Origin of the sequence: Occultella kanbiaonis, assembly GCF_009708215.1 — a bacterium.
GTDB classification, from domain to species: domain Bacteria; phylum Actinomycetota; class Actinomycetes; order Actinomycetales; family Beutenbergiaceae; genus Occultella; species Occultella kanbiaonis.
In genome coordinates, this window is the sequence record NZ_CP046175.1 from 3,194,856 (window position 1) to 3,217,332 (window position 22,477).

Annotated in this window: 22 protein-coding genes; 5 read left to right on the forward strand and 17 right to left on the reverse strand. The window is 68.5% G+C overall.

What is annotated here, in order from left to right; genetic code table 11:
- The first annotated feature begins 269 nt into the window (after window positions 1–269).
- Complete coding sequence (locus GKS42_RS14705; RefSeq protein WP_154794509.1) at window positions 270–953, forward strand: hypothetical protein; 684 nt, start codon at window positions 270–272, stop codon at window positions 951–953.
- Between the two features lie 263 nt (window positions 954–1,216).
- Window positions 1,217–1,540: a hypothetical protein gene (locus tag GKS42_RS14710; RefSeq protein ID WP_154794510.1), complete on the forward strand. Its 324-nt coding sequence runs from the start codon at window positions 1,217–1,219 to the stop codon at window positions 1,538–1,540.
- Between the two features lie 32 nt (window positions 1,541–1,572).
- On the opposite strand, the gene GKS42_RS14715 is transcribed toward GKS42_RS14710, so the two are convergent.
- The 17 genes from GKS42_RS14715 to GKS42_RS14795 form a co-directional block, all read right to left on the reverse strand.
- Complete coding sequence (locus tag GKS42_RS14715) at window positions 1,573–2,181, reverse strand: helix-turn-helix domain-containing protein (RefSeq protein ID WP_154794511.1); 609 nt, start codon at window positions 2,179–2,181, stop codon at window positions 1,573–1,575.
- 75 nt (window positions 2,182–2,256) lie between these two features.
- Window positions 2,257–2,979 carry a DUF1028 domain-containing protein gene (locus GKS42_RS14720; RefSeq protein WP_154794512.1) on the reverse strand — a complete coding sequence of 241 codons (723 nt, stop codon included), beginning with the start codon at window positions 2,977–2,979 and terminating at the stop codon, window positions 2,257–2,259.
- Between the two features lie 68 nt (window positions 2,980–3,047).
- A complete protein-coding gene (locus GKS42_RS14725) occupies window positions 3,048–4,691 on the reverse strand; it encodes an ABC transporter substrate-binding protein (protein ID WP_154794513.1) in 1,644 nt (547 codons plus the stop codon).
- Between the two features lie 83 nt (window positions 4,692–4,774).
- Window positions 4,775–5,635 (reverse strand): ABC transporter permease, encoded by an 861-nt coding sequence (locus GKS42_RS14730; RefSeq protein WP_154794514.1) that lies wholly within the window; start codon window positions 5,633–5,635, stop codon window positions 4,775–4,777.
- Complete coding sequence (locus GKS42_RS14735; RefSeq protein ID WP_154794515.1) at window positions 5,632–6,684, reverse strand: ABC transporter permease; 1,053 nt, start codon at window positions 6,682–6,684, stop codon at window positions 5,632–5,634. Before GKS42_RS14735 ends, GKS42_RS14730 begins: the two co-directional genes overlap by 4 nt.
- The gene (locus GKS42_RS14740) at window positions 6,681–7,463 is read right to left on the reverse strand and encodes an ABC transporter ATP-binding protein (RefSeq protein ID WP_210769190.1); all 783 of its coding nucleotides are present in this window, start codon (window positions 7,461–7,463) and stop codon (window positions 6,681–6,683) included. The genes GKS42_RS14735 and GKS42_RS14740 overlap by 4 nt, the downstream gene beginning before the upstream one ends.
- On the reverse strand, window positions 7,460–8,017 hold the full coding sequence (locus GKS42_RS14745; RefSeq protein WP_154794516.1) for an ATP-binding cassette domain-containing protein: 558 nt from the start codon (window positions 8,015–8,017) through the stop codon (window positions 7,460–7,462). Before GKS42_RS14745 ends, GKS42_RS14740 begins: the two co-directional genes overlap by 4 nt.
- A 41-nt stretch (window positions 8,018–8,058) precedes the next feature.
- Complete coding sequence (locus GKS42_RS14750) at window positions 8,059–8,307, reverse strand: ATP-binding cassette domain-containing protein (protein WP_154794517.1); 249 nt, start codon at window positions 8,305–8,307, stop codon at window positions 8,059–8,061.
- A 2-nt stretch (window positions 8,308–8,309) separates the two neighbouring features.
- Entirely contained in the window at window positions 8,310–9,623 is a 1,314-nt protein-coding gene (locus GKS42_RS14755) for an NtaA/DmoA family FMN-dependent monooxygenase (RefSeq protein WP_154794518.1), read from the reverse strand.
- A 243-nt stretch (window positions 9,624–9,866) separates the two neighbouring features.
- The gene (locus GKS42_RS14760; protein ID WP_154794519.1) at window positions 9,867–10,376 is read right to left on the reverse strand and encodes a flavin reductase family protein; all 510 of its coding nucleotides are present in this window, start codon (window positions 10,374–10,376) and stop codon (window positions 9,867–9,869) included.
- Window positions 10,377–10,417: 41 nt separating this feature from the next.
- Window positions 10,418–10,951 (reverse strand): NADPH-dependent FMN reductase, encoded by a 534-nt coding sequence (locus GKS42_RS14765; RefSeq protein WP_154794520.1) that lies wholly within the window; start codon window positions 10,949–10,951, stop codon window positions 10,418–10,420.
- A 473-nt stretch (window positions 10,952–11,424) separates the two neighbouring features.
- Window positions 11,425–11,655, reverse strand: a complete 231-nt coding sequence (locus tag GKS42_RS14770; protein ID WP_154794521.1) for a hypothetical protein — start codon at window positions 11,653–11,655, stop codon at window positions 11,425–11,427.
- A gap of 65 nt (window positions 11,656–11,720) precedes the next feature.
- Window positions 11,721–14,312 (reverse strand): glycosyl hydrolase family 28-related protein, encoded by a 2,592-nt coding sequence (locus GKS42_RS14775; protein WP_154794522.1) that lies wholly within the window; start codon window positions 14,310–14,312, stop codon window positions 11,721–11,723.
- A gap of 397 nt (window positions 14,313–14,709) precedes the next feature.
- Window positions 14,710–15,711 (reverse strand): Gfo/Idh/MocA family protein, encoded by a 1,002-nt coding sequence (locus GKS42_RS14780; RefSeq protein WP_168217847.1) that lies wholly within the window; start codon window positions 15,709–15,711, stop codon window positions 14,710–14,712.
- Between the two features lie 111 nt (window positions 15,712–15,822).
- Window positions 15,823–17,367 carry an extracellular solute-binding protein gene (locus GKS42_RS14785; protein ID WP_168217848.1) on the reverse strand — a complete coding sequence of 515 codons (1,545 nt, stop codon included), beginning with the start codon at window positions 17,365–17,367 and terminating at the stop codon, window positions 15,823–15,825.
- A 42-nt stretch (window positions 17,368–17,409) separates the two neighbouring features.
- On the reverse strand, window positions 17,410–18,375 hold the full coding sequence (locus tag GKS42_RS14790) for a carbohydrate ABC transporter permease (RefSeq protein ID WP_154794525.1): 966 nt from the start codon (window positions 18,373–18,375) through the stop codon (window positions 17,410–17,412).
- The gene (locus tag GKS42_RS14795) at window positions 18,375–19,304 is read right to left on the reverse strand and encodes an ABC transporter permease (protein WP_154794526.1); all 930 of its coding nucleotides are present in this window, start codon (window positions 19,302–19,304) and stop codon (window positions 18,375–18,377) included. Before GKS42_RS14795 ends, GKS42_RS14790 begins: the two co-directional genes overlap by 1 nt.
- 272 nt (window positions 19,305–19,576) lie before the next feature.
- Here GKS42_RS14795 and GKS42_RS14800 point away from each other — a divergent pair, with 272 nt between their 5' ends.
- From GKS42_RS14800 to GKS42_RS14810, 3 genes are all read left to right on the forward strand, one after another.
- Window positions 19,577–20,293, forward strand: a complete 717-nt coding sequence (locus tag GKS42_RS14800; protein WP_168217849.1) for an alpha/beta hydrolase — start codon at window positions 19,577–19,579, stop codon at window positions 20,291–20,293.
- Window positions 20,294–20,375: 82 nt separating this feature from the next.
- The gene (locus tag GKS42_RS14805) at window positions 20,376–21,086 is read left to right on the forward strand and encodes a FadR/GntR family transcriptional regulator (RefSeq protein ID WP_154794528.1); all 711 of its coding nucleotides are present in this window, start codon (window positions 20,376–20,378) and stop codon (window positions 21,084–21,086) included.
- Window positions 21,080–22,477, forward strand: a complete 1,398-nt coding sequence (locus GKS42_RS14810; protein WP_168217850.1) for an MGH1-like glycoside hydrolase domain-containing protein — start codon at window positions 21,080–21,082, stop codon at window positions 22,475–22,477. The genes GKS42_RS14805 and GKS42_RS14810 overlap by 7 nt, the downstream gene beginning before the upstream one ends.

A 22,477-nucleotide genomic window follows, 5' to 3' on the forward strand; every position in this document is an offset into this window, starting at 1 on the left:
AGTCTCTTGACGAGATGCGCGACCTCGCCTACATCGAGCCCGCCCAGGCGAAGCAGGTCGTCGAGTGGACCGGTGGCGCCCGCGCACGACGACTACCGGCCGTCCGGGATCGATGCGCGCCGATGGTCCCAGGATGCGACCGTGCAGCACTGACTGGAGCAGCACCGCCGCGGGCGGGCTCCGTCCACAGCCTGCCCGCTCGACCGCATTGTCCACAGATCTGTGCCACCCGGTGGAATGCGGGGCTCCAGAGGCGCGACGCTCGCTCCATGGCAACGGTTCATGACGTCGGCACGATCGATAGAACGGAGCCGGGGTGGCTGCGTACGGCCTGGGCGGAGGTCATGGCGAATAAGCGCTGGCCCGGTCCGGCGCACAACGGAGCCGAACGCGGCTTCCTGCTGGGCGACGACATCCCGGAGACCCTGGAGCCGTACATCAACGCCAGGTGGGATCCGGAGTTCGAGGAGCTCGGTACACGCATCCTCGCTTTCTCGCGGCTGGACGCCCCGGCGGCAGAGTCGCTGCTCGCCGCGCTTCCGAAGCCGGCTCTCAAACTCGATCTGAGCGGCTACGCGCCACCGGCGGCCATCGTGTTGCGGGTGGTCGCCGACCACCCCGGGACGGTCCTCGCCGGTGGGTGGCTCCTGAGCCCGGAGCTCCCCGGGGAAGCGATCCAGGTGCGCGAACTCACCATCCTCGACCCGACCCTGGTGGACATGGCGCCCGATGTCACGCCCGCCGAGCTGCCGGCGTGGATCGAGGAACTCCCTGCGGACGACTACGCGGCCTACCTCGACGCCCGAGCAGACTGCCTGGAGCATGGCATCACGAGGCAGGCGTGGATCCTGGCCGTCGGCCGCTACGGCGTCACGGGGGCGCGTCGCTTTCCGTACATGCGCATCGTCACCGACGACGAGACCGGCACCCGCGGGGTCTGGTTCGGATGGTGAACCGCGACGCCGACGGCTGGCTCGGCGGGGACGGGTGGCCGCCGGATCCACTGCTGGAGAAGGGGTTGTCGGCGGCAGACCTCGACGACTGGCACGAGCTCACCGCCTACGATTCGCAGCGGCCGTACTATTCAGCAGACGGCGTCGACCGTGACGAGGCAGCCCGGATTCTGAGTGCTATCCCGGAAATGACCCTGTCGCAGAGATGGAACTACTCCCCTACTCTCGGGACGCTGCTGCGAAGCATCGCTAAGCACCCCCAGGTGAGGGGAAACTCGCCGGCACCGCGCGGCGAACCGAGCGAGCACTTCGGGCTCAGCGGGGTGCTCATCGACGACCCCGAACTGCTCGGCTTCACACCCGACATCGCGGTCGGCCCGGTGCCGCCCTGGGTCGCCGACCTGGATCCCGAGCTTCAATCTGAGTACTACCACCACCGGGCATCCTGCTTGTCGAGCAGCTTGTACCGGCAGCGCTGGTACGCGGCCCGGCACCGGTACGACCTCCGCGACGCCGGGCGGGGACCCGACGAGATCGACGTCGTTCGTGGACCACACGGACCGGTGCTGCACCTGTGGTGGGATTGACGCAGCCGGGCGATGCCGGTGCTCGTCGGGAGTCAGGAGTGGTCGACCCCGTTCGCCGCCGCGGGCAGGCTCGCCGGGGGTGACGACACCCAGATCGCCTCGGCGACCTCGTTCCCGACGTTGGTGATCTGGTGCGGTATCGAGGAGCGGAAGTCCAGGCTGTCGCCCTCCGCCAACTCGAAGGTGCTCTCCCCGAGGGTGAACAGGAACGTGCCACGGATGACGATGAAGATCTCCCGGACGTCACCGTGGGTGTAGTCCGGACCGCCAACGGTGCCGCCCGGTGGGTACTCGGTAGAGGTCACTTCGACGTCCAGCAGCGGCGGCGGGGTGATCGCGAACGTGCGGACCCCGTCGCCGTGCAGTATCGAGGGCCGCTCCCGCCGGCGCAGGACCTTGCCGGAGGCCGCCGGCTCCTCGAAGAGGTCGATCAGTTTGATGGACAGCGCGTCGGCGAGGCTGCGCAGCACGGCGAAGGCGGCGTTCGCCGTCCCGCTCTCGATCTGGTGGATGTAGCTCGAGCTCCTGCCGGTCGCCGCGGCCAGGTCCCTGATCGACATGCCTCGGCTCTTGCGGAAGGTGCGGACCCGACGGCCGAGGTTCTCCCGCTCGGTCGCGGTGCGTTCTTCACCCTTGCTCACCTGCCGCCTCCCCTCGGGCTCCTCGGTGATCGCCCTGTTGCGATCCTAGGTCGCAGGTCACGCCCGCCCGGACCGTCAACTGACGCGCTGGCGGTTCGCGGTGCCGGGCTGTCCCAGGTCCAGCCACTCCTCCCCGAGCACCTCGGGGTGATCGAGCCAGTAGTCACCGTAGTAGTCGATCAGAGGCCCGTACTCGTCGAAGATCCGGCGCAGTTCCCGGATGGAGTCCGCACCGACGGGGGCGATGTCGACACGAATGTCGATCCGTGGGCGCCGCTCACCGCGCAGCGTGGTGATCAGCGAGGAGGACAGGTGCCGGCGACCCTCTCCGCCTGCCTCCAGCCCGGCCTCGAGGCTGCGCAGCAGTCGCTCCTCGAACGCCAGGTCGGCGCCGGCCTCGAACGTCTGGGCAACCGCTGCGAGAACCTCGGGTCCCACCACTCCGTTGCCGAGCACCGCGTAGCCCGCGCCGGTGTGATGCCCCGAAAAGGAACGGCCGCCGGTGAACGACCCCGTGTGGGCACCGACCCGGCCGTCATCGGTCACGATGCCGACCTGACGGTAGGCGAACAGGGGGTCCGTCTGCTCCAGTGCCGCGAGCACCACCTGTGGATCCAGTCCACTCGTGGTCAGATCCAGGGCACGCAGTCCCAGTCGCCAATCGCTGTGCCACTGGCTCGTCACGGCGACACCGCCTGCCACCTGGGGGCAACGGGAAGCGAGGGCGATCGAGCCGGTGCCCTGGCAGACCCCGACGGCGTTCGTGGTGGGATCGGTGGCGACGATGCTGAACGTCATGGTGTTTCTCCTTTGGGGTGAGGTGGGCCGGCGCGGAGCGCGACGGGAGCTCTGCGCCGGCCGCGGTGTCACTCGTTGATGGACAGGTGTGCGTAGTCGACCGTGTTGTCGGTGCGCCACGCGTAGCCGGCGATCCGCTCCGAGATCGCGATCCCGGGCTGCACCTGGGCGATCTGAATGAACGGAACCTCTTCCAGCAGCCGGGTCTCAGCAACGTTCCAGGCCGCGCCGGCCTCGGCCGAGCTCTGGTCGATCACCTCGGCACTGGCCGCCAACGCCTCGTAGAACTCCGGGTCCTCCCAGTCCGACATGTTGTTCTGCGAGTCGACGCCGGTCAGCAGGTTCAGGGTGTAGATCGGAGTGAGCGCCCAGGGTGCCTGCACGGACAGGAGCGCCTGCCAGATCTTCGCGTACCGGCCGGTGTGGAAGTCGGCACCGGGAACCGTCTCGATCACGATGTCGAAGCCCGCCGGGCGCGCGGCCGTCTGGATCTGCACAGCCGTGGCCTGCGACTCGGCGTCGGCGGCGCTCACCGTGAGGGTGAAGCTCAACCCGTCGGGGTAGCCAGCCTCGGCGAGCAGCTCCCTGGCGGACTCCGGGTCGTAGTCGTACTCCGGTAGGCCGGTCGCGTCGTACCCGGGCGTGTTGGTGAAGACGATTCCCGAGCCGTTGCGCACTGCACGGTTCTGGTAGACGTTCGCGATGATGTCGTCGAACGGGACCGTCTGCGAGATGGCTTGACGCACCAGCAGGTTGTCGAACGGCGCCTTGTTCGTCACCAACGAGAGCACCTGCGAGGTGTTCGGTGAGCTCACGGTAGGCACGATCAGCGTGTCGACGGAGGCCAGGTCGGCCGCATCCGTGGGCGACAGCCCCTCGACGATGTCCGCGTCTCCGGCTCGGATGGTGCTCGCGCGGCTTCCTGCGTCGGGAACGACCTGAACATTGACGACGTCGACGCCCGGGGTGCCGAGGATCCAGTTGTCCCGCGCCTCGAAGCGGGCGAACGAGCCCACCTCCCAGTCGGTGATCTCGTACGGCCCGAAGCCATAGTTCGGGTTCTCCTGCGCCCAGGCGATCGCATAGGGATCGTCATCGCTCACGTTGGCCTGCATCTCGCTGCTGTCGTAGACGAACGCCAGTGCGTCCGCCAGCATGGACAGCAGCGTGGTGCCGAGGCCCGGGCTCGCAATCGTGATGCTGACCGTCTTGTCGTCGATCTTCGTGAACTGGGTGGCCGGGTCGGTGATCACCGGGGACATCGCCCCGGGCGCGGTCGAGGTCTCGGCTCCGAACTTGAGCTCGAAGGACCACAGCACGTCGTCCGCGGTGAGTTCGTTCCCGGCCGCGCTCACGGCGTCGGAGAGGTGGAAGGTATAGACGAGCCCGTCATCGGAGACCTCATAGCTCTCCGCCAGGTACCCCTCATAGGTGAACGGGTCCTGCTCGAAGACGCCGTCCTGGGCGGACTCGGCGTAGGGCTTGCGGACGAGGGTGGCCTGGGTCGCGCCGAGGAACTCGGTGTTGTTGGCACCGGCCTCCTTGATCAGGCCCATGCCGATGTCGGCCTGGAGGATGGTGATGCTGGTCTCCTCGTCGGTGGCCGCGTCGGCGGTGTTCGCCGACTCCGCACACGCGGAGACGAGGAGCGCGGCCGCTATGGCTGCGGTCAGAGGCTTCGCGATGCGGCGAAGCGTGGAATCTGGGCGCACAAGACTTCCTTTCGAGGGGCGGGCGATCCCGGAGAGGTGGGCAGTCCGGGTGGAGGGTCAGATCAGGGCGCGCTCGGGCGAGGTCACCGCCGTCGCAGGTACTGGTGGGCAAGGTTGCTGAACGCGATCACGGTCACGGCCAGCGCGAGGCAGGGAAACAGCGAGGACCACCACCGCCCGGCAGACGCCGCCGTGGCGCCGTCGGCGATCATTGCTCCCCACTCGGGGGTCGGCGGCGGCAGACCGACGCCGAGGAAGCCGAGGCCCGCGGCGACGGTGACGGCCACGCCGAAGATGTAGGAGGCGTTCTCCAGGGCCGGCCACGTCGAGTTCGGGAGCATGTGCCGCAGCAGCAGTCCACGCTCCGACTCCCCCGACAGGCGCGCCGACTCCAGGTAGGCCTCGCGGCGCACCCGGAGCACCTCGGTCCGGACCACGCGTGCTTGGGTGGGCACCATGAGGAGGCCGCACACCACCGAGAGGGTGAGCAGGTTCCGCCCGAAGAACGCGAGCAGCACCAGCCCGACCACGATCTGCGGGAGCGCGTCGAACAGGTCCAGACCGCGGGTCAGACCTCGGGCCACACTGCCGGGGACGCCGCCGCGTGCCTCGTTCGTCCCGGTGAAGAGTCCCACGCCGACGCCGAGCACAGTCGCGAGCAGCGCAGCGACGAGGCCGACCACCAGATCGTTGCGTGTGGCCGCGATGACCCGCGAGAACACGTCCAGGCCGTAGATGTCGGTACCGAACCAATGCTGCGCCGATGGCGGCTGATCGGGGGCGGCCACGACATCGATCGGGCTGTAGGGCACCAGCAACGGCCCGAGGACGGCGACAAGTACCAGGAGGACCAGGGGTGCGACAACGGGCACCATCGCGGCCCGCCCGCGGAACTTCGGCCGCCTTTCGGACGCCACGGCGGAGGTGGTCGTGGATGCGCTCATGAGGTTCCCTCCGCTACCACGCCGGGGCGACGGCGCGGATCCAGGGTCATGTTGACGAGGTCGACGATCAGGAACACGACGAGCACACACGCTGCGACCGTGAGCAGGAACGCCTGCAGGGCCAGGAAGTCGGCACGCCCCACCGCCTGGACGGCGTACTGCCCCATGCCTGGGATCGCGAAGAGCTGCTCGATGATGACGGCGCCGCCGAGGAGGAAGCCGAAGAGCTGGCCGCACATCGTCACCATGGTGGGGCTGGCCCGGCGCAGGACGCTGACGATGACGACGTGGCGCGGTACCCCGGACGCGATGCGGAACAGGGTGGCCTCGTCGTCGACGGCGCGTTCGATCGAGCGTTGCAGGACCTTCATGATGGTGGGCGCGCTGCCGACCACGAGGACCAGCACGGGTAGCCACAGGTGCGCCAGCATCGAACTGAGCAGGACCGTGTCCGCGGACAGCAGCGCATCCAGAAGGGGGAACCCGGTGGACCGGGGTGCCGGCCGCAGTCCCGCGTCGTAGCGTCCGATCGGTGCCGCGGCCCAGCCGAGCACGGTGTAGAAGACCAGGATGCCTGCCACCCCGAGCACGAAGTCAGGGATCGCTCCGGCGGATCGTGCGTAGAACGCTGAGAATCTGGCGACGGGGTTGCGCGGGCGCAGCATCGCGAAGATGGACAGCAGGAGTGTCACCGCGATCGCCAGGACCATGGCGATGAGTGCGATCTCGATGGTGGCGGGCAGCCGCCACGCGATCTGCTCCTGGACGTCCTGTCCGTCGATGAGGGAACGACCGAGGTCGAGCGTGACGACCCGGCGCAGGAACACCATGAGTTGGTGCCACAGCGAACCGCTGAGGCCCAGCAGTTCCTGGATCCGTTCGTACTGGTCCGCGGACAGGTCGTCGCTGCCGGCGATGATCAGGACCGGGTCCCCCGGGATCAACCGCACCAGGAAGAACACCGCGATCGCGAACAGGAAGAGGTGGACCGGCAGCAGCGCCACGCGCTGGATCCACCACCGCTGGGAGCGCCAGAACCGCGCGATCATGCGGCGCTCGATTCGTCGGCGGAGAGCTTGCGGTAGGCGGCCATCAGCCGAGCCGTGTACGGATGCTCCGGCCGGTTGACGACCTGGCCGACCTCGCCCTGCTCGACGACGTCGCCGCCGTGCATGACCACAAGACGATCGCTGATGAACGCGGTTGCCGGTACCCCGTGGGACACGAAGACGATCCCGGCTCCCGATCGTTCGGCGAAGTCCTTGAACTCGTTGAGCACGGCTCCCTGCACCGAGACATCCAGGGCGGAGACCGACTCGTCGCAGATGAGGATCCGCGGCGAGACGATCAGCGCTCGCGCAATCGCGAACCGCTGGCGCTGTCCTCCGGAGACCTGGGAGGGTCGACGCGATGCGAGCGCTGGGTCGACGGCGAGCGATGAGAGCACCTCGTCGACCGCCTTGTCCGCCTCGGTGACGGTGAGGCCGAGGATCTCCAGGGCCGGACGCCGCACAGCGTCGCGCAGACTGCGCAACGGATCGAACGACGACGTCGTGTCCTGCCCGACGAGTTGGACGTCGCGGCGGAACTGGCGCAGCCGGTCGCCGCTCAGTTGCGACACCTCGATGTCCTGGTAGCGGATGGAGCCGGCCGACGGCATCTCGAGCCCGAGCAGGAGGCGCACCAGGGTCGACTTGCCCGACCCGGACTCGCCGATGATGCCGACCCGGTCGCCGGGCTCGATCACCAGGTCCAACGGGTTGAGGGCATTGACGACGGTGTTGTCGCGGCCGCGGTACTGCTTGGCCGCTGCCACGGCCGCGATCACGAGACCCCGACCATCGTGGTGAGCCGATCATCGTTGAGCTGTGCCAGCGACGGTGCGCACGCGAGCAGCGCCGCGGTGTAGTCCGCGCTCGGGGCCGCGAGGACCTGCGCCGTGGCTCCCCGCTCGACGACGCGGCCGCGATTCATGACGACCACCTGGTCCGAGTAGGCCCGGCACAGTCCGATGTCGTGCGTGATCATGAGCAGCGTGGTTCCGAGGTCGGCTGTCAGCGAGGTGATGAGCTCCAGGAGGTCGACGGAGAGCGTGACGTCCAGTGCGCTGGTCGGTTCGTCAGCGATTAACAGCTCGGGCTGGGAGCACAGCGCGATGGCGATCATCACCCGCTGGCGCATCCCGCCGGAGAGCTCGTACGGTCGGGCGCGCAGCACGCGGGACGGGTCACGGATGCCGACCCGCTCCAACCAGTCCGCGGCGAGCGCCCGTGCGCGCGCCCTGGACGTGGCGCCCCGACCGCGGATGGCGGTGCCGAGCTGGTTCCCGACCGTCCAGACCGGGTCGAGGGCGTTCATCGCGTTCTGGAAGACGACGCTCACTCCGGGCACCTGATAAGGGATGGCGCGCGTCGGACGCGCCGTCAGGTCGGTCTCGACGATGCGGGCCGTGTCGCCTCGACGGAAGCTCCGAGCGGGAGCAGGCCGGCCAGCGCCATGCAGACGCTGCTCTTGCCCGAGCCGGACTCGCCCACGATCGCGACCCGCTGACCGGAGGCCACGGTCAGCGAGAAGTCCGAGACCGCCGTGAACCACCCGTCTGCGGTGCGGTACCGCACGCTGAGGTCCTCGACCTCGACGGCGTTGGCAGCCTTCAGTCCAACGGCAGGCATGGTCAGCTGATCCCGCTGAGCAGGTTCGCGCGGAAGGTCTCCTGCTGATAGCTGGTGCGCACGGCACCACGTCGCTGCAACGCCGGAACCAAGCCGTCGACGACCTCGCTCAGATAGCGCCGCGTCGGCATGCGTGTGGAGAGCAGGAAGCCGTCGGCGCCGATCTCGGCTGCGGCATCCTGCATTCGGGCGGCCACCGTGTCCGGGCGGCCGACGAAGCCGTTCTCCTCGTGCGCGTAGGAGTCCCGGACCAGCTGCCGAAGGGTCTTCCCGGAGCTGACCATCCCGTCGAGCTGGCTCTGGTGTCCGTTGGTCGTCAGGTCCGCGGGCAGGGGCTGGTCGGGGTCGAACTGCGACAGGTCCGTGGTCGTGGTGCTCGACCAGTTCGAGAGCACGTACTCGAGGTCGTTCGCATTCTCCTCGCGGATGCGCTTGGCCTTCTCCTTGGCCTCGTGGTCGGTCTCCCCGAGGACCGGATCGATCAGGAAGAACACCTTCACCCCGTCCGGGTCCCGGCCGAGTCGCTGCGCCTGGGATCGGACGTTGTCGCGGAGTGCCTTCATCTTGGCGTGGTCGGACCCTCCGGCGAGCACGACCTCGGCGTGCTGGGCAGCGAAGAGCTGTCCACGTGGCGAGTTCCCGGCCTGCGCCAGCACGGGTTCGTACTGCGGACTCGGCAACGTGTTGAGCGGTCCGCGGCTCTTGAAGTAGGCGCCCTCGTGGTTGACCGTGTGGACCTTCGTGGCATCGACGTAGACACCGCTGTCCTGATCCAGCACGACGGCGTCGCGCTCCCAGGACTGCCACAACGATCGCACCGTGGCGACGAACTCGTCCGCGCGCTCGTAGCGCTCGTCGTGGGGCGGCTGCGCGTCGAGGCCGAAGTTCTGGGCGGCGCTGTCGTTGCTGCCGGTCACGATGTTCCAACCGATCCGGCCGGCCGAGAGGTGGTCGAGCGTGCTCATGGCACGCGCGAGCCGGAACGGACTGATCTCCGTCGTCGCGACGGTGGGGATGATGCCGAGCCTGGACGTGTGCTGGCTGAGCACGGCCGCGAGCGCGAGCGGATCGTGCTTCGGCGCTCGGTGCCCGTGCTTGAGCGGACTGGCGTAGGAATTGCCGTAGTCGTCGGGGATGTAGTTCGAGTCCTCGATGAGCATGAAGTCGAAGCATCCGCGTTCGAGGTCGCGAGCGAGGTCGACGAAGAAGCCACCCTTGGCCCAGTCGCGCGTCGAGTGGCCGGACCACTCGCGATTCCACGCCGGTGCGCGGAAGCCTGCCTGGAACCACCCGAGGTGGAAGGAGTACGAACTCACGGTAGACCTCTCATCCTGCAACGATCGGTTTTGCTCTGCTGTCCACTGTCAGTGGACGATCGTCCACTGACAGTGGACAGTAATGACCCGCCGTTTCGTCGCGGTGACCGCGCATTACCGCGCTGTTACGGCTTCGGCTGGCGGGATCCCCGGGCGCAGCGCGCGCTTGACGTCGGCGCCGCACCGGGGCCTGTGACGAACTCGCGCCCGCCCTTCACCGGGTCGTTCGCGTGGCTGCTCCTCTCAGCTCGCGAGGTCTGCAGCGTCCCCCAGGTGCCGATATCGACCCCTGAAGTAGACGAGCGGGTCCTGCGCGGGACCTTCGTGTTCGACGAGCTCGACGACTCTCCCGAGCACGATGAGGTGGTCCCCGGCGTCGTGTTCGGCCCAGAGCTCGCAGTCGATCCACAGCAAGGCTCCACCCAGTAGCGGATCACCCGCCGCGGACGGCTTCCATTCGACGCCGTCCCATTTGTTCGTGGCGCTCCGCGCGAACTGCGCCGAGATGTCCATCTGGTCACGAGCCAGGACGTTGACGGCAAAACGTCCGGTCGGTGCGATTCGCGGATAGGTCGTCGAGGTCTTCATGACGCTGAACGAGACCAGCGGCGGGTCAAGGGAGACGCTCGAGAAGGACTGGCAGGTGAATCCCAGCGGCTCCCGGCTGTCATGCCCGGTCACCACGGTGATGCCGGAGGCGTAGTGGCCGAGCGCATCGCGGAAGCGGCGTGCGCCGAAGCTGTCGGTTGTCATGTCAATGGATCGCATGATGGGTCCTCGGAGGTCGGCGCAGGTCAACGGGCAGCGAGGACTGGAGTGTGCTCGGCGATGCGAGCCAGCCGCTGCAGGTTCGCCGCGTAGGTGCTGGCCGCGTCCGCGACGACCTCCGTCAGCTGGTCCATCTGGCTGAGGGCCACGTAGAAGCCTCGCCCCGGAACGATCGCGCCGAGTTCTGCCAGCAGTGGCGCCAGGTTGACGGTCGGTCCCATGGCGTGACCGAAGTCCGCGCCCGTGTGGACCGGGATCGCGGTCACCCCTGCGAGCCCGTTCGCCGGGTAGCGGTCCAGGAACGCCTTCAGCAGACCGGTGTACGTGGCCTTGTAGGTGGGCGACGCGAAGATCGCCAGGTCGGAGGCTGCGACCGTCGCGTTGAGCTGCGCCATCCGTTCGGACGGCCAGGCGAAGACCTCGTCGGTGTGGTCGGCGAGGTCGATGACCTCGATCTGCCGTTCCGAGGGGATGAGTTGCTCTGCGAGCAGCTCAGCCACACGTCGGGTGCGTGAGCGCGGCTTGGGGTTGCCAACGACGACTGTGATTTTCAAGGACATCCACTTCTCTCCGTCTGCCGAGTGCCAGAAATTGGGAGAAGCAGGTTGCGTGCGCCGCAGAGGGGAGCAACCGACTCTCCATCCACCCGGAGTTCTTGTGGCCCCTGGGTGCCCGCAACGGCTCACGCTGCGAATGCAGCATGACAGGGTCGTGTTTCGCGTGGGTTAAAGGTCGTACGCCACGGCGCCCGCACAGAGCTGACCGGCAGGCACGGCGGACGCGCCGCCGTCGTAGACCTGTGAGGTGCCTCGGAGTAGCCACTCGAAGGCGGCGTGGCCGGGTGATGCGGCGGACAGCCGCGCGGGTGAGGGACGGCGGCCGCCGCGACCGCGCGCTGCACCGCCGGCCGACCAGGCACCAACGCAGGCGCCGAACGTCAACGCCATCACCGCGCAGGAGGCAGTCGTACCGATGACGAAACTCGAGCCCGCGATGAAGCCCCACCGAGGCCAAGCACCCGGTTCCCGAACGCCTAGGTGCCGCCCGAGACCGGGTGGTGGGCAGCGAGCTGCGCCGCGGACGTCGCGTTGCACAGAGCAATGACCGCTGCGATCGCGAACGTCATCAGCAAGGCATCACCTGCGGCGGCGCCCGCTGGCCCCCACCTCGAGAAGAGCCCGGCACCGATGATTATCGCGCTCAGCCCGACGACCACAGCATCGCCGGTCCCGAGCCGGCGGGCGAGCAGCTGGTGGCTGGTCACCAGGCACCAGGTAGTCCGCCGCCGTGAACAGCGTGCCGCTGGCGAGGACAGCGACGGACCACCCGTCAGGGAAGCTGGGTCGTATTCACGCTCCCCGCGTCGTCGATGGCGATGCCGTTGCCTTCGAGGGTGTTGCCATGAAGCACGGTGTCGTACGCCGCTGACGCGAGGTGGACGCCGGCGAGGGTGTTGGTGACCGTGTTGCCCTCGACGAGGACCGCTTGCGCGATCGGTCGGTCGACGACCGGGCTGGTCGCGCTGGCGACCATGATCCCTGACCCTCGCGACCAGCTGTTGAGCTGGGCCGGCGGCAGCGATGTACCGATCCCGGTCAGAGTGTTGCGCCGGACCTCGGCCCCGAAATAGGTGATCGCCAGCACGGAGTTGGTCGAGTAGCCAAGCCGGCAGCCACCATCACTTGCCGGACCGATGACATTGCAGAACTTGTTGTTGTCGGCGTTCGACGCTCCGGTCGATGTGTTGTCTCTGACATCGGAGAAGTAGGCGAAGTCGGCGCGATTTGCCGCGGTATCCCCGAGCGTTGCTCCGAGCCAGATGCCGCCGGTGCCGGCCAGCGTGTTACCGGCCACGGTGCTGTCGTAGTGCTTGGTGTACAGCACGATGCCGCCCTTGTTGGTTCCGGCCGTGACGGTGTTGCCCACCACGAGGTTGTCGACGTTCACCGCCAAGTCGATCGTGTACTGGCTCGTGGAGTCGGGGATCACATCCCATGGACGATCGACCGTGAACGACGTCGTGCTGTTCGCGGTGATGCGGCGCAGCTGTCCTGTGCCCTTGCCGTCGACGATCGCCACCCATGCATCTACCAGCTCGGACTCGGTGAAGGCCGCGGCGGCATCGGCCAGCTCGTCAGCGTTCGCCGAGGTCACGGGCGCCAGCCGGATGCGCACCTGCGACTGCCAGAGGATCCCCTCACCGTCGTTGTCGAGTACCGATCCGTAGTGGCCCGTGACGGTGTTCTTCCCGACGTAGTACGAGGTCGGGCCGGACAGATCCATGATGCGGTGCTCGAGCGTCCCGGTCGCCTCGTTCCATGGATGCGGCGTGCCCTCCACCGCGCGGAAGTTGCTCCCCGTCAGATGGTTGCCCTCGATCCATCCCCTACCGCGACTGCGCGGGTTCGGCAGCTGGATCCCGAGGGCCGGCCGCATCGTGTTCCAGATCGAGTTGAATCGGATCCGCGTGTTGTCGTTGGCGCGGTACTCGATGCCCTCATGGGTTCCTGCGAAGTCGCAGTTCTCGACCACGATGTCCGACTCGGCCCAGATCACTGAGCTTCCGCCATCGGCGACCGAGATCTTGACGTCGGAGATCGCATATCCGACCGCTGGGGCGGGCACGGGATCTCGTGGGTCGTCGAGATTGATGTCGTAGCCGAGCAGGGTGAATGGGGTCAGGATCCCGTAGATGTGACGGTGTTGATCGGAATCGGGCCGGATCGCCTCGGAGACGATCGACAGGTGGGCAAGAGCGATCGCGCCCTCGTCGGCGTACACGAGCTTCGACGTCTCGCCGTAGCCGCTCGTCGGTGAGGTTCCCCAGGGCGAAGGCAGTGCCGAGCGCCGGATGACGGTGCGTGGGTAGTCCGGAGTCGGCATCCCGTTGTACTTCAGGGTGGTTTGCTCCCGCCCTTCGCCCAGCAGGAGCGTCTTTCCCGGAACCCACAGGCTCGAGACAGAGAAGGTTCCACTACCCAGACGTACGATCGCGCCGCCTCGTGCTCGTGCGGCGTCCAGTGCAGCTTGAACGGCAGCGGTGTCATCGGTTCGGCCGTCACCGGTCGCACCGTAGTCCCGCGCAGAGATCTCCGAGCGGCCGATCCGATCGAACCACCAGGCCGTGACGCCGGTGAGCTCCTCGATGTAGCGCCGCCGTGCGTCCGACTTGAGCACGGTGAGCGGGCGCTCGGAGTTCATGCGCACCCAGCCGAGGTCTCCACCGGCGCCGTTCGTGACCTCAGCCACGTAGCTCTTCCCGTGCCGGGCACGTGCCGGCAGCACGAAGTCCACGGTGAATTCGTCGGCGGCGGTGATCGAGACCGGGATCCTCACTTGACCGTCGATGGCGACGAGACGCACGGCAAGACCCTGGACGGTTCCCGATGCGGGGTTGAGGAAGTTCCTGCCGAACAGCCGCACACTCTGACCTCTGGCGGCTCGTGTCTCTGATAACCAGAGCGGTTCCGCCCGATTGACGTAGACAGGCCCGGCCGCCTGGACGCCATCGACAGCCCACACGGCGTACGCGTCCCTCGGGGTGCCCACGGGAACGAGCCCGTACGACGACCTCTCCGACGAACTCACATGATCGAGCTGGATCGATGCAGCGTCCCGATCGGCCTCTGTCGCTCCCGTGAGCGACTGAGCCACGAGCCTGGTCGAGGAGAGCTGGTCGCCGTACAGCCCGAGCACCTGCCCGGCCACCGCCTGACGTGAGCCTTTGAAGGCGATCGGGCCGACGCCACCTGACGCTTCGCTGGCACCGACCGCCCCCGCTGCTGATCGGGTGGGGGCGCCGAGTGCCGGTGCAGCCCCTCGCGCTGCCAGAGCGAGCGCAGCTGCCATGCCGCCGCTTGCGATCAGGAGGTGCCTCCTGCTGATCGCAAGCCCGGGGCGATTGCTGAGTTGATCGTTCACGGAGGCTCCTTTGCCGGGGTGGCGCTGGCGCCACCGTGGTGCGCAGAACGTGCGCGGGTATGTGGGAATGCAACAGCGGGCTGCTGCGTCGTCGGACGCTAGAGTGAGCAAACATCCAATGTTTAGGGTTGATTGTCGCGAGCGTTGCGCGATGCTGCGCCAACGCTGGTTGGGCCAAGCCGTAAAGCTAGGATCTCTTGCGATCAGATGGCGGCCAGCGCCGCGGTTGTCATGGCGCCCGGGCGGACAAGTGTCCCCGCCCGCTCCGGGCGGTCACATCGGGTAGGTCGAACATCACTGCGGACTCCTTCGTCGTGCGGGTGGATGGACAACGGCGACACGTGCGCGGTCGGCATCACCGCGGGCGACCGAGGTCATGGGCCGGAAATGCGCTGGGTCAGGCGATCGGTGCGGGTTCGCTCGATCGTGCTCCGCGCTCGAGCGTGCGCAGCGTCTCGACCAGCGCGGCGCTCTCCCGGAGCCGTCGGGCGTACTGCGGGGGCGTCGGTTCGCCGGCTCGCACCATCCGGGCCACCTCCGCCCAGGGGTAGTCGTAGGGCCCACCGGTCCAGGACGATTCCTCGGTGATCCGCGTCGAGCCGGGCCCCACCGCGTCCAGGCGCGCGGTGAGCACCCCCTCGCGGGTGGCGAGCCGGACTCGTCCCCGCTCGAAGACCACATCGAGCTCGTTCGCATACGGGTGTCCGTCGTCCACGCAGAACGAACAGAGCACCGAGCCGAGGACGCCGTCGCCGAACTCGAGCGAGATCAGGGCGGTGTCGCTGGTGGGCCGCCGGGTGCGCACCCGCGACTGGACCGCGGTTGCCCGCACGGGTGGGCCCGCCAGATCCACCATGTCGCTGAGCAGGTAGATGCCGAGCCGGGTCACCGGTGCCACCGGGCACAGGTCGGGATCGTCGTACCAGGTGCCGTCGGGCACCTCGTCGTAGGACGCCCAGCAGCGGCCCTCGAGGGCGATGAGGCGCCCGAGGTCGTGCCGCTGCCGCCAGGTCCAGACCTGGTCGAGGTCGGCGCCCGGCAGCAACCGCGGTGAGTTCGCCACGAGCACCGTCCCCGCCCGACGGACCGCATCGAGGCTGAGGTCGGCGGCCGCACCGTCGTGCGCGAACGGTTTCGTTGTCACGACATGCTTGCCAGCGGCCGCGGCCCGGCCGATCAGCGCCGGTCGTACGTCGGGCGAGACGAACAGCCCGACTGCCTCGACCGCCGGGTCGCCGAACACCTCGGAGACGTCCCGGTACCGGCGCAGCCCGTACTGGTGGCCGACCTCGCTCGCCTTGGCTTCGTCGAGGTCGCAGACGCCGACGACGGCGATCGTGCTGTTCGCCTGCAACTCGCCCACGATCTGCTCACCGAAGTTCAGACCGATGATCACCATCCGTACCGGCGTCATGGGGCGCTCTCACGATGCCCGACAGCGGGTGCTCGCCCGGGTAGGCCGGCCCGGCTTTCCGCGTGGTTGCGGCGGGCCGCGCCCGGCCGGTCGCCGTCAGCCATTCTGGGCGGCCAGCTCCTCGGCCGCCGCCTGCAGGTCGGCGCCACCGTTGGCGTTCCACTCGTCGACGAAGTCGTCGAATTGCGAGATCGGCCGGCTTCCGTTGATGAACTCCGTGTAGCTGGTGATCTTGAGGTTCTTCAGGTTCGCCCAGCTGGTGCCGGCGCCCGGGACCGCGGAGGCCTTGCCGAAATAATCGACGATCGTGTCGGAGCCGTACTCGTCCTGCAGGTCGCGCAGGGCCGGGTCGGGGACGGCGGCGATGTCCGAGAGCCGGCTCGGCACGATCCCCACGTAGGGGTAGGGGCCGAGCCCGTCCTCCTCCCTGCGGGCCCCATCGACGAAGTCGCCGAGGTAGGTGACCCCACCCTCAAGGCCGGCCGCTGCATCGGTGAGCTCATAGTGCGTGCCCTCCTCGCCGAAGACCAGTTCGGTGGCGAGATCCTCGTCGGCGTAGATCCGCTCCAGCACGCCCAGGATCAGCGCGAGCCGCTCCGGGTCCTCGGACGTCGCGACGTTGAAGGTCAGGCTGTTGCCGGCGGTGCCCCACGCCCAGGCGCCACGTCCGCCAGGGCCCTCGAGCGGACGCGTGAAGCCCATCTCCGCGTTCGGGTTGGTGGAGCGGGCCAGGTTGATGCCGCTGGTCGGGTTGTCGGTGTTGAGCATGTTGAACGCGGTGTAGTCGTGGAACGCGACGCTGCCCTCGACCACGCGCTGCCACTGGGCACCGGACTCGGTGGTGGCGAACTCCGGGTCGATGTAGCCGGCCTGGTACCAGTCGGCGAGCAGGGCCAACGCCTCGCGGGCGCCCTCGGTGACCGCCCCGTTGACCAGGTTGCCGTCGATCTCCTGCCACGCCGTCGGCATCGCACCGTGGGCACCGAAGATGGTGTGGAATGCGGCGAAGTCGCTCGCCCCGGACGTGGACATGCCGACGATCCCGGCCTCCTTCAGCGCCGCGAACGCCGCCTCGGCGTCCGCCAACGTCGACGGTGTCCCGTCGATCCCGACCGAGGCGAGCAGGTCGGTGCGCCAGATGCTCGCAGAGGACCAGCGGCCGTTGTAGTACGTCGGCAGACCGTAGTTGCGGCCGTCGACGTTCTGGTAGAACCAGCCCTGCGGCCATTCCGCGTCGATCGCCGCGGACAGGGTCGGAGCGTGTTCGGTGATGGTCTCCCGGGGCACTTCGCCGAGCACGCCCTGCGCAGCGAACCGCTGCACCTGGTCGGGGTCGAGGACGAAGATCGAGTCGGGGATGTCTCCGCCGGCCAGCAGTGCCTGCAACCGGGTCAGGTAGTCGCCCTGGCTGACCGAGATCGTGCGCAGGGTGACCTCGAACTCCTCCTCCACGCGTCGGATCCCGAAGGGGTCGTCGCCGAGGACGAGCGGGCGGCCGGCCCAGAACAGCTCGGTGGGTCCGGAGGAACCGCTGGAGCCGCTCTGTGGCGTGTCGTTCGAGCAGGCCGCGAGCGCGGCCATGCCGACGGCGCCGGTCGTGGCGAGGAAGCCGCGGCGGGTGAGTCGGGGGTAGCTGGACATGAGCATCTCCGTTGATGGGTTGGGGTGGGAGGTGGTGGTCGGTCAGCCCTTGACGGAACCGAGAAGGATCCCGCGGGCGAAGTACTTCTGGAGGAATGGATAGAGGCAGATGATCGGGATCGTCGCGACCATGAGGGCGGCCGCGGAGAGGGTCTGGACGTTCGCGAAGGCCTGCTGGGTGGTGTCGAGCGAGCCCTCGACCAGTGGGGTCGACCGGGAGAGCACGGCGTTGCGGACGAACATCTGCAGCACCTGCTTGTCCGGGTCGGTGATGTACAGGAGGGCGTCGAACCAGGCGTTCCAGTTCGCCAGCGCCACCCACAGCGCCACCACGGCCAGGACCGGCTTCGACAACGGCAGCACGATCCGGAACATGATCTGGAGTTCGGAGGCCCCGTCGATCCGGCCGGAGTCCGTCAGCTCCCGCGGGATCGCCTGGAAGAAGTTGCGCATGATGATCACGTTGAACGCGGTCACCGACCCCGGGAGTGCGAGCGCCCAGACCGTGTCGAGCAGGCCGAGGCTGCGCACGAGCAGGTACATCGCGAGGAAGCCACCGGAGACGAGCAACGAGAACACGAGCACGAAGTTGAGCAACCGGCGGTGCGGGAACTCCGGTTGCGCGAGCGGATAGGCGACCGACGCCGTCAGCAGCACGGCCAGCACGGTCGCCAGCACAGTCCGGATGATCGTGTTCCGGTAGGCGGTGAAGATCCCCGAGTCCGAGAGGACCGTCCGGTAGGACTCGAATGTGATCTCGGTGGGGAACAGGTGCCAGCCGGTCTGCATCGCCTGCGCCGGCGTGCTCAGCGAGATCGTGAACTGGTACAGGAACGGGTAGACGGTGGCGAGGGCGAGCAGCACCAGGACGACGGCGATGATCACGTCCGCGACCCGGTCCCCCGCGGTGCGGCGGATCCTGGTTCCGTTCGTCCGGCGGCCCTGGTGCGGCTGCGTCGCCGGGCGCTGAGGGGCGACGGCGACGGCCGCCGGTTGGTGGTCGATCATCAGAACAGGCTCCGCTCGGGGTCGATTCGTCGGGTCACCCAGTTGCCGAGCAGCACGAGGGTCAGCCCGACCACCGCCTGGAACACCGACGCGGCCATCGACAGGGAGAAGTCGAAGGACAGCAACTGGCGCAGCACGTAGGTGTCGATGATGTCCGCGACCTGCTGGGTGGACGGGGTGGTGAGGTTGTAGACCTGATCGAACCCGACGGCCAGGAAGCTCGAGAGCGAGAGCAGGAACATGATCGCCACAGTGGGGGCGATCCCGGGCAGGGTGACGTGCCGGATCTGCTGCCACCGGTTCGCCCCGTCCATCCGGGCGGCCTCGTGCAGCGTCGGGTCGATACCGGCCAGGGCCGCGATGTAGATGATCGCGCCCCAGCCAACGGTCGCCCAGATCTTCGAGACCACGTAGATCACGTAGAACCACTGGGACTGCAGCAGCCATGGCTGTCCGTCGATCCCGAACAGCCCCAGGAACGCGTTGACCGGGCCGGCCGAGCCGAGGAACTGGAACAGGATGCTCGCCAGGACCACCCACGAGATGAAGTGCGGCAGATAGGACAGGGTCTGCACGAGCCGCTTGAACGGGTTCCAGCGCAGCTCGTTCAGCAGCAGCGCCAGCACGATCGGCGCCGGGAACACGATGATCAGATCCAGCCCGGCCAGGACGAGGGTGTTGCGGATCGCCTGCCCGAAGTCGGCTCCGGCGAACAGGCGGCGGAAGTTGTCCAGCCCGGCCCAGTCGCTGCCCCAGATGCCCTCGATCACCGAGAAGTTCTTGAACGCGATGATGATCCCCGGCAACGGGCCGTAGGCGAACACCATGAAGATGATGAAGCCGGGCAGGAAGATCAGGATCAGCGGCAGGTAGCGCCGGTAGGGGCTCCTGCGACGCCGCTGGGCGGCCGCACCGGTGAGGGTACTCATCGAGCCGGCGCGACCTCTCCGCTGGCGCGGCGCAACGCCGTCCGCCCGCTGCAACCGAGCACTGCCATAGGAGGACTCCCTTGTCATCAGGCCCGCCGGATCGACATTCAGTCACCTCTGACCGGGTCTGAGCACGGCCTCCAGCGGGCAACCTGTGAGCAAGAGTGTTGGACAAAACATCGGATGTCAAGGGTCTTGTGTTGCCCGATCCGTCGAGTTCATGTCAGGATCGCGTCGAAAGATCGGGTCTTTACGAGACGAGGAGGTCAGCGGTGTCCCAAGTCCTGCCACCGGTCGAGGTGCGCCTCCAGGGCACTCCCGGCCGCGGGTTCGTGCTGGTGCTCCCGGGCGGCGGCTACACGTCGCTGTCGCCCGCGGAGGCCGAGCCGGTGTGTGCGTGGCTGACCGCGGCCGGGATCCCGAACGGGCTGCTGCGCTACTCCGTGGACCCGGCGCGCCACCCCGAGCCCTTGGTCCAGGTGCTCGATGCGGTGCACCGGCTCCGGGAGCAGGTCGACGGGCCGATCGCAGTCATGGGCTTCTCGGCCGGTGGCCACCTGGCCGGCCTCGCCGCCACCGCCACCGCCTCCGAACGGCAGCTGCGGGAGTCCTGGGGACCCGGCGGGGTGACCCGGCCCGACCTTGCCGTCCTCGCCTACCCGGTGACCGCCTTCCACCGCCGACCGATGCGGTCGATGGCCGCGTCGCTGCTGGGATCGGACCCGGCGCCCGAGGACCTGGCCGCCATGAGCCTGGAGTCCCGTGTCGACGCCACGACTCCCCCGTTCTTCATCTGGCACACCAGTACGGATCCGAGCGTGCCCGCCGATGACTCGGTCCAGCTCGCGCAGGCCCTCCTGGCCGGCTCTCGCCCGGTGGCGTTGCACCTGTTCGCGTCCGGTGGCCACGCCCTCGGGGTGGCCGATGGTGTCGAAGCCAGCGCGTGGAAGTCCCTGTGCCTACGCTGGCTGGAGCACCATGGTCTCTAGCCGGCCCGCGCCCGTCCGCGCGCTCGTCGCCCCACCCGATCCGGTTCGCCGCCGAACCGGTCGTCAACAAGAACGGAAGACCATGTCCCTCACTGATGAGGCGATCGCCAAGATCAAAGCCATGATCGTCGACGGCGAACTCAAGCCGGGCGACCGGCTTCCGCCGGAGAAGGAACTCAGCGACCGCCTCGGGCTGTCCCGCAACTCGCTGCGGGAAGCCGTCAAGGCCCTGGAACTGGTCAAGGTGCTCGACGCCCGGCGCGGCGACGGCACGTACGTCACGTCGCTGCGGTCGGACCTGCTGATGCAGGCGATGTCGTTCGCGGTCGATCTGACCCAGCACGACTCGATCCTCGAGGTCCTGGAGGTCCGGCGCGTCCTGGACCCCACGGCGGCCGCGATGGCGGCGGGCCGTGCCTCCGAGGAGCACCTGCAGCAGATGCGGCGCGTCGTGGATGCCATGGATGCCGGCGGCCCCGTCGAGGACCTGGTCACCGCGGACATCGAACTCCACCGGATCATCGCCGACGCCGGGCAGAACTCCTACCTGGCCAGCCTGGTCACCGCCGTCTCCGGCCTGACGTTCCGCGCCCGGGTCTGGTACGGCACCTCTGCTGGTGGCACCACCGAACAGACCGTCCGGGAACTGCGAGCCGTCGTCAACGCCATCGCCGCCCGCGACACCCAGTTGGCCCGGGCGGCGTCACTGATGCATGTGACCACGGTGGAGACCTGGCTGAAGGACGCGATCGGGCACGGCGACACCCCACGCCTGGCGAGCGTGGAATGGTGACAGTACCGACGCCGTCGGGCATTCGTCCGCTCCCCACGCTGACGTGCACCGATCCGACGGTCGACCGGCTCTACGCGGCCGCCCTGCGCAATGTGTTCGAGCTCAACACGGTGAGCGATGCCGGCGGCGGCCGGTTCGTCCGGGCCGGCGGTGACTACCCCACGCCGTGGACCCGCGACGCGGCCATCAACTCCTGGAGCGCGGTGTCGCTGCTCGCGCCGGACCTGGCCGAGTCGACCCTGCGGGCGGTCACCGAGTCGACCGACCACGGCCCGATCGTGGCCCAGGACGATCAGTGGTGGGACCAGGCGATCTGGATCCTCGGCGCGCACCGGCACGTCGAGCTCAGCCAGGATGCCGAGTTCGCCCGGTGGGCCCACGAGGTCGGCCGGCACACCCTCGACGCTCTGGAGGCCCGCTTCGACCCCCGCTGGAACCTGTACCGCGGGCCGGCCGTGATGCAGGACGGCGTCTCGGGGTACCCGTTGCCGACCGGTGCCGCCGAGGTGACGTCGTTCGTCCTCGATCACCCCTGGTCGGAGGAGATCATGTGCCCGTCGACGAACGTCGTCTACGCGGCGGCGCACGAACGGCTCGCCGACCTCGCCGATCTTGCCGGCGCCCCGGCCGTGGCTCGGCTCAGGTCCCGGGCCGCCGCGGTGTGGGAGGCGATCGAGGCCACACTCTGGCTGGGCGACCACTACGGCTATCTCGTCCACGCGGACGGCACCGTGGCCGACTACCAGGAACTCCTCGGCCTGGCCCTGCTCCTCGAGCACGCCCCGATCGACGAGAATCGGGTCCGCGCCGTCGTCGCCTCGGTGCGCCGGGAGCCCTTCGGTGTCCCGCTGGTCACTCCCCACTTCCCGAGGTATTCGAGCGAGCGGCCCGGCCGGCACAACGTGATGCTCTGGCCGATGGCGACGGGCCAGTGGGGTGTGGCCGCCGCCCGCCGCGGGCAGGCGGCGGCGTTCGCCGACTCCTGGCGCGACCTGTGCCGGCTGATCGATCCGGACGCCGGGTTCTTCGAGGTGTACCGCCCCAGCGACGGCACGGTCGACGGCGGCTGGCAGGTCGGGCGCACCTGGGACTCCGTGCCGGATCAGACCTGGAGTGCGACGGCGTTCCTGCGGATGGTCCATGAGGGCCTGTTCGGGATCAGGCTCGCTGACGGTGAGCTGCGGCTGGCCCCGACGGTTCCCGAGGGCCTGGGCACGTGCGAACTCCGCGGGCTGAGCGTGGGCGCGGCGCGAGTGACCATCCGCGTGACCGGCGTGGGCAACCGGGTCGCCGCCGTCGACATGGACGGGCGTACCCTCGACGCCGGCGAGCCGATCCGGGTCGCGGACCTGCGCGGCGAGCCGACGCTGCACGTGCGGATGCGGGACTGA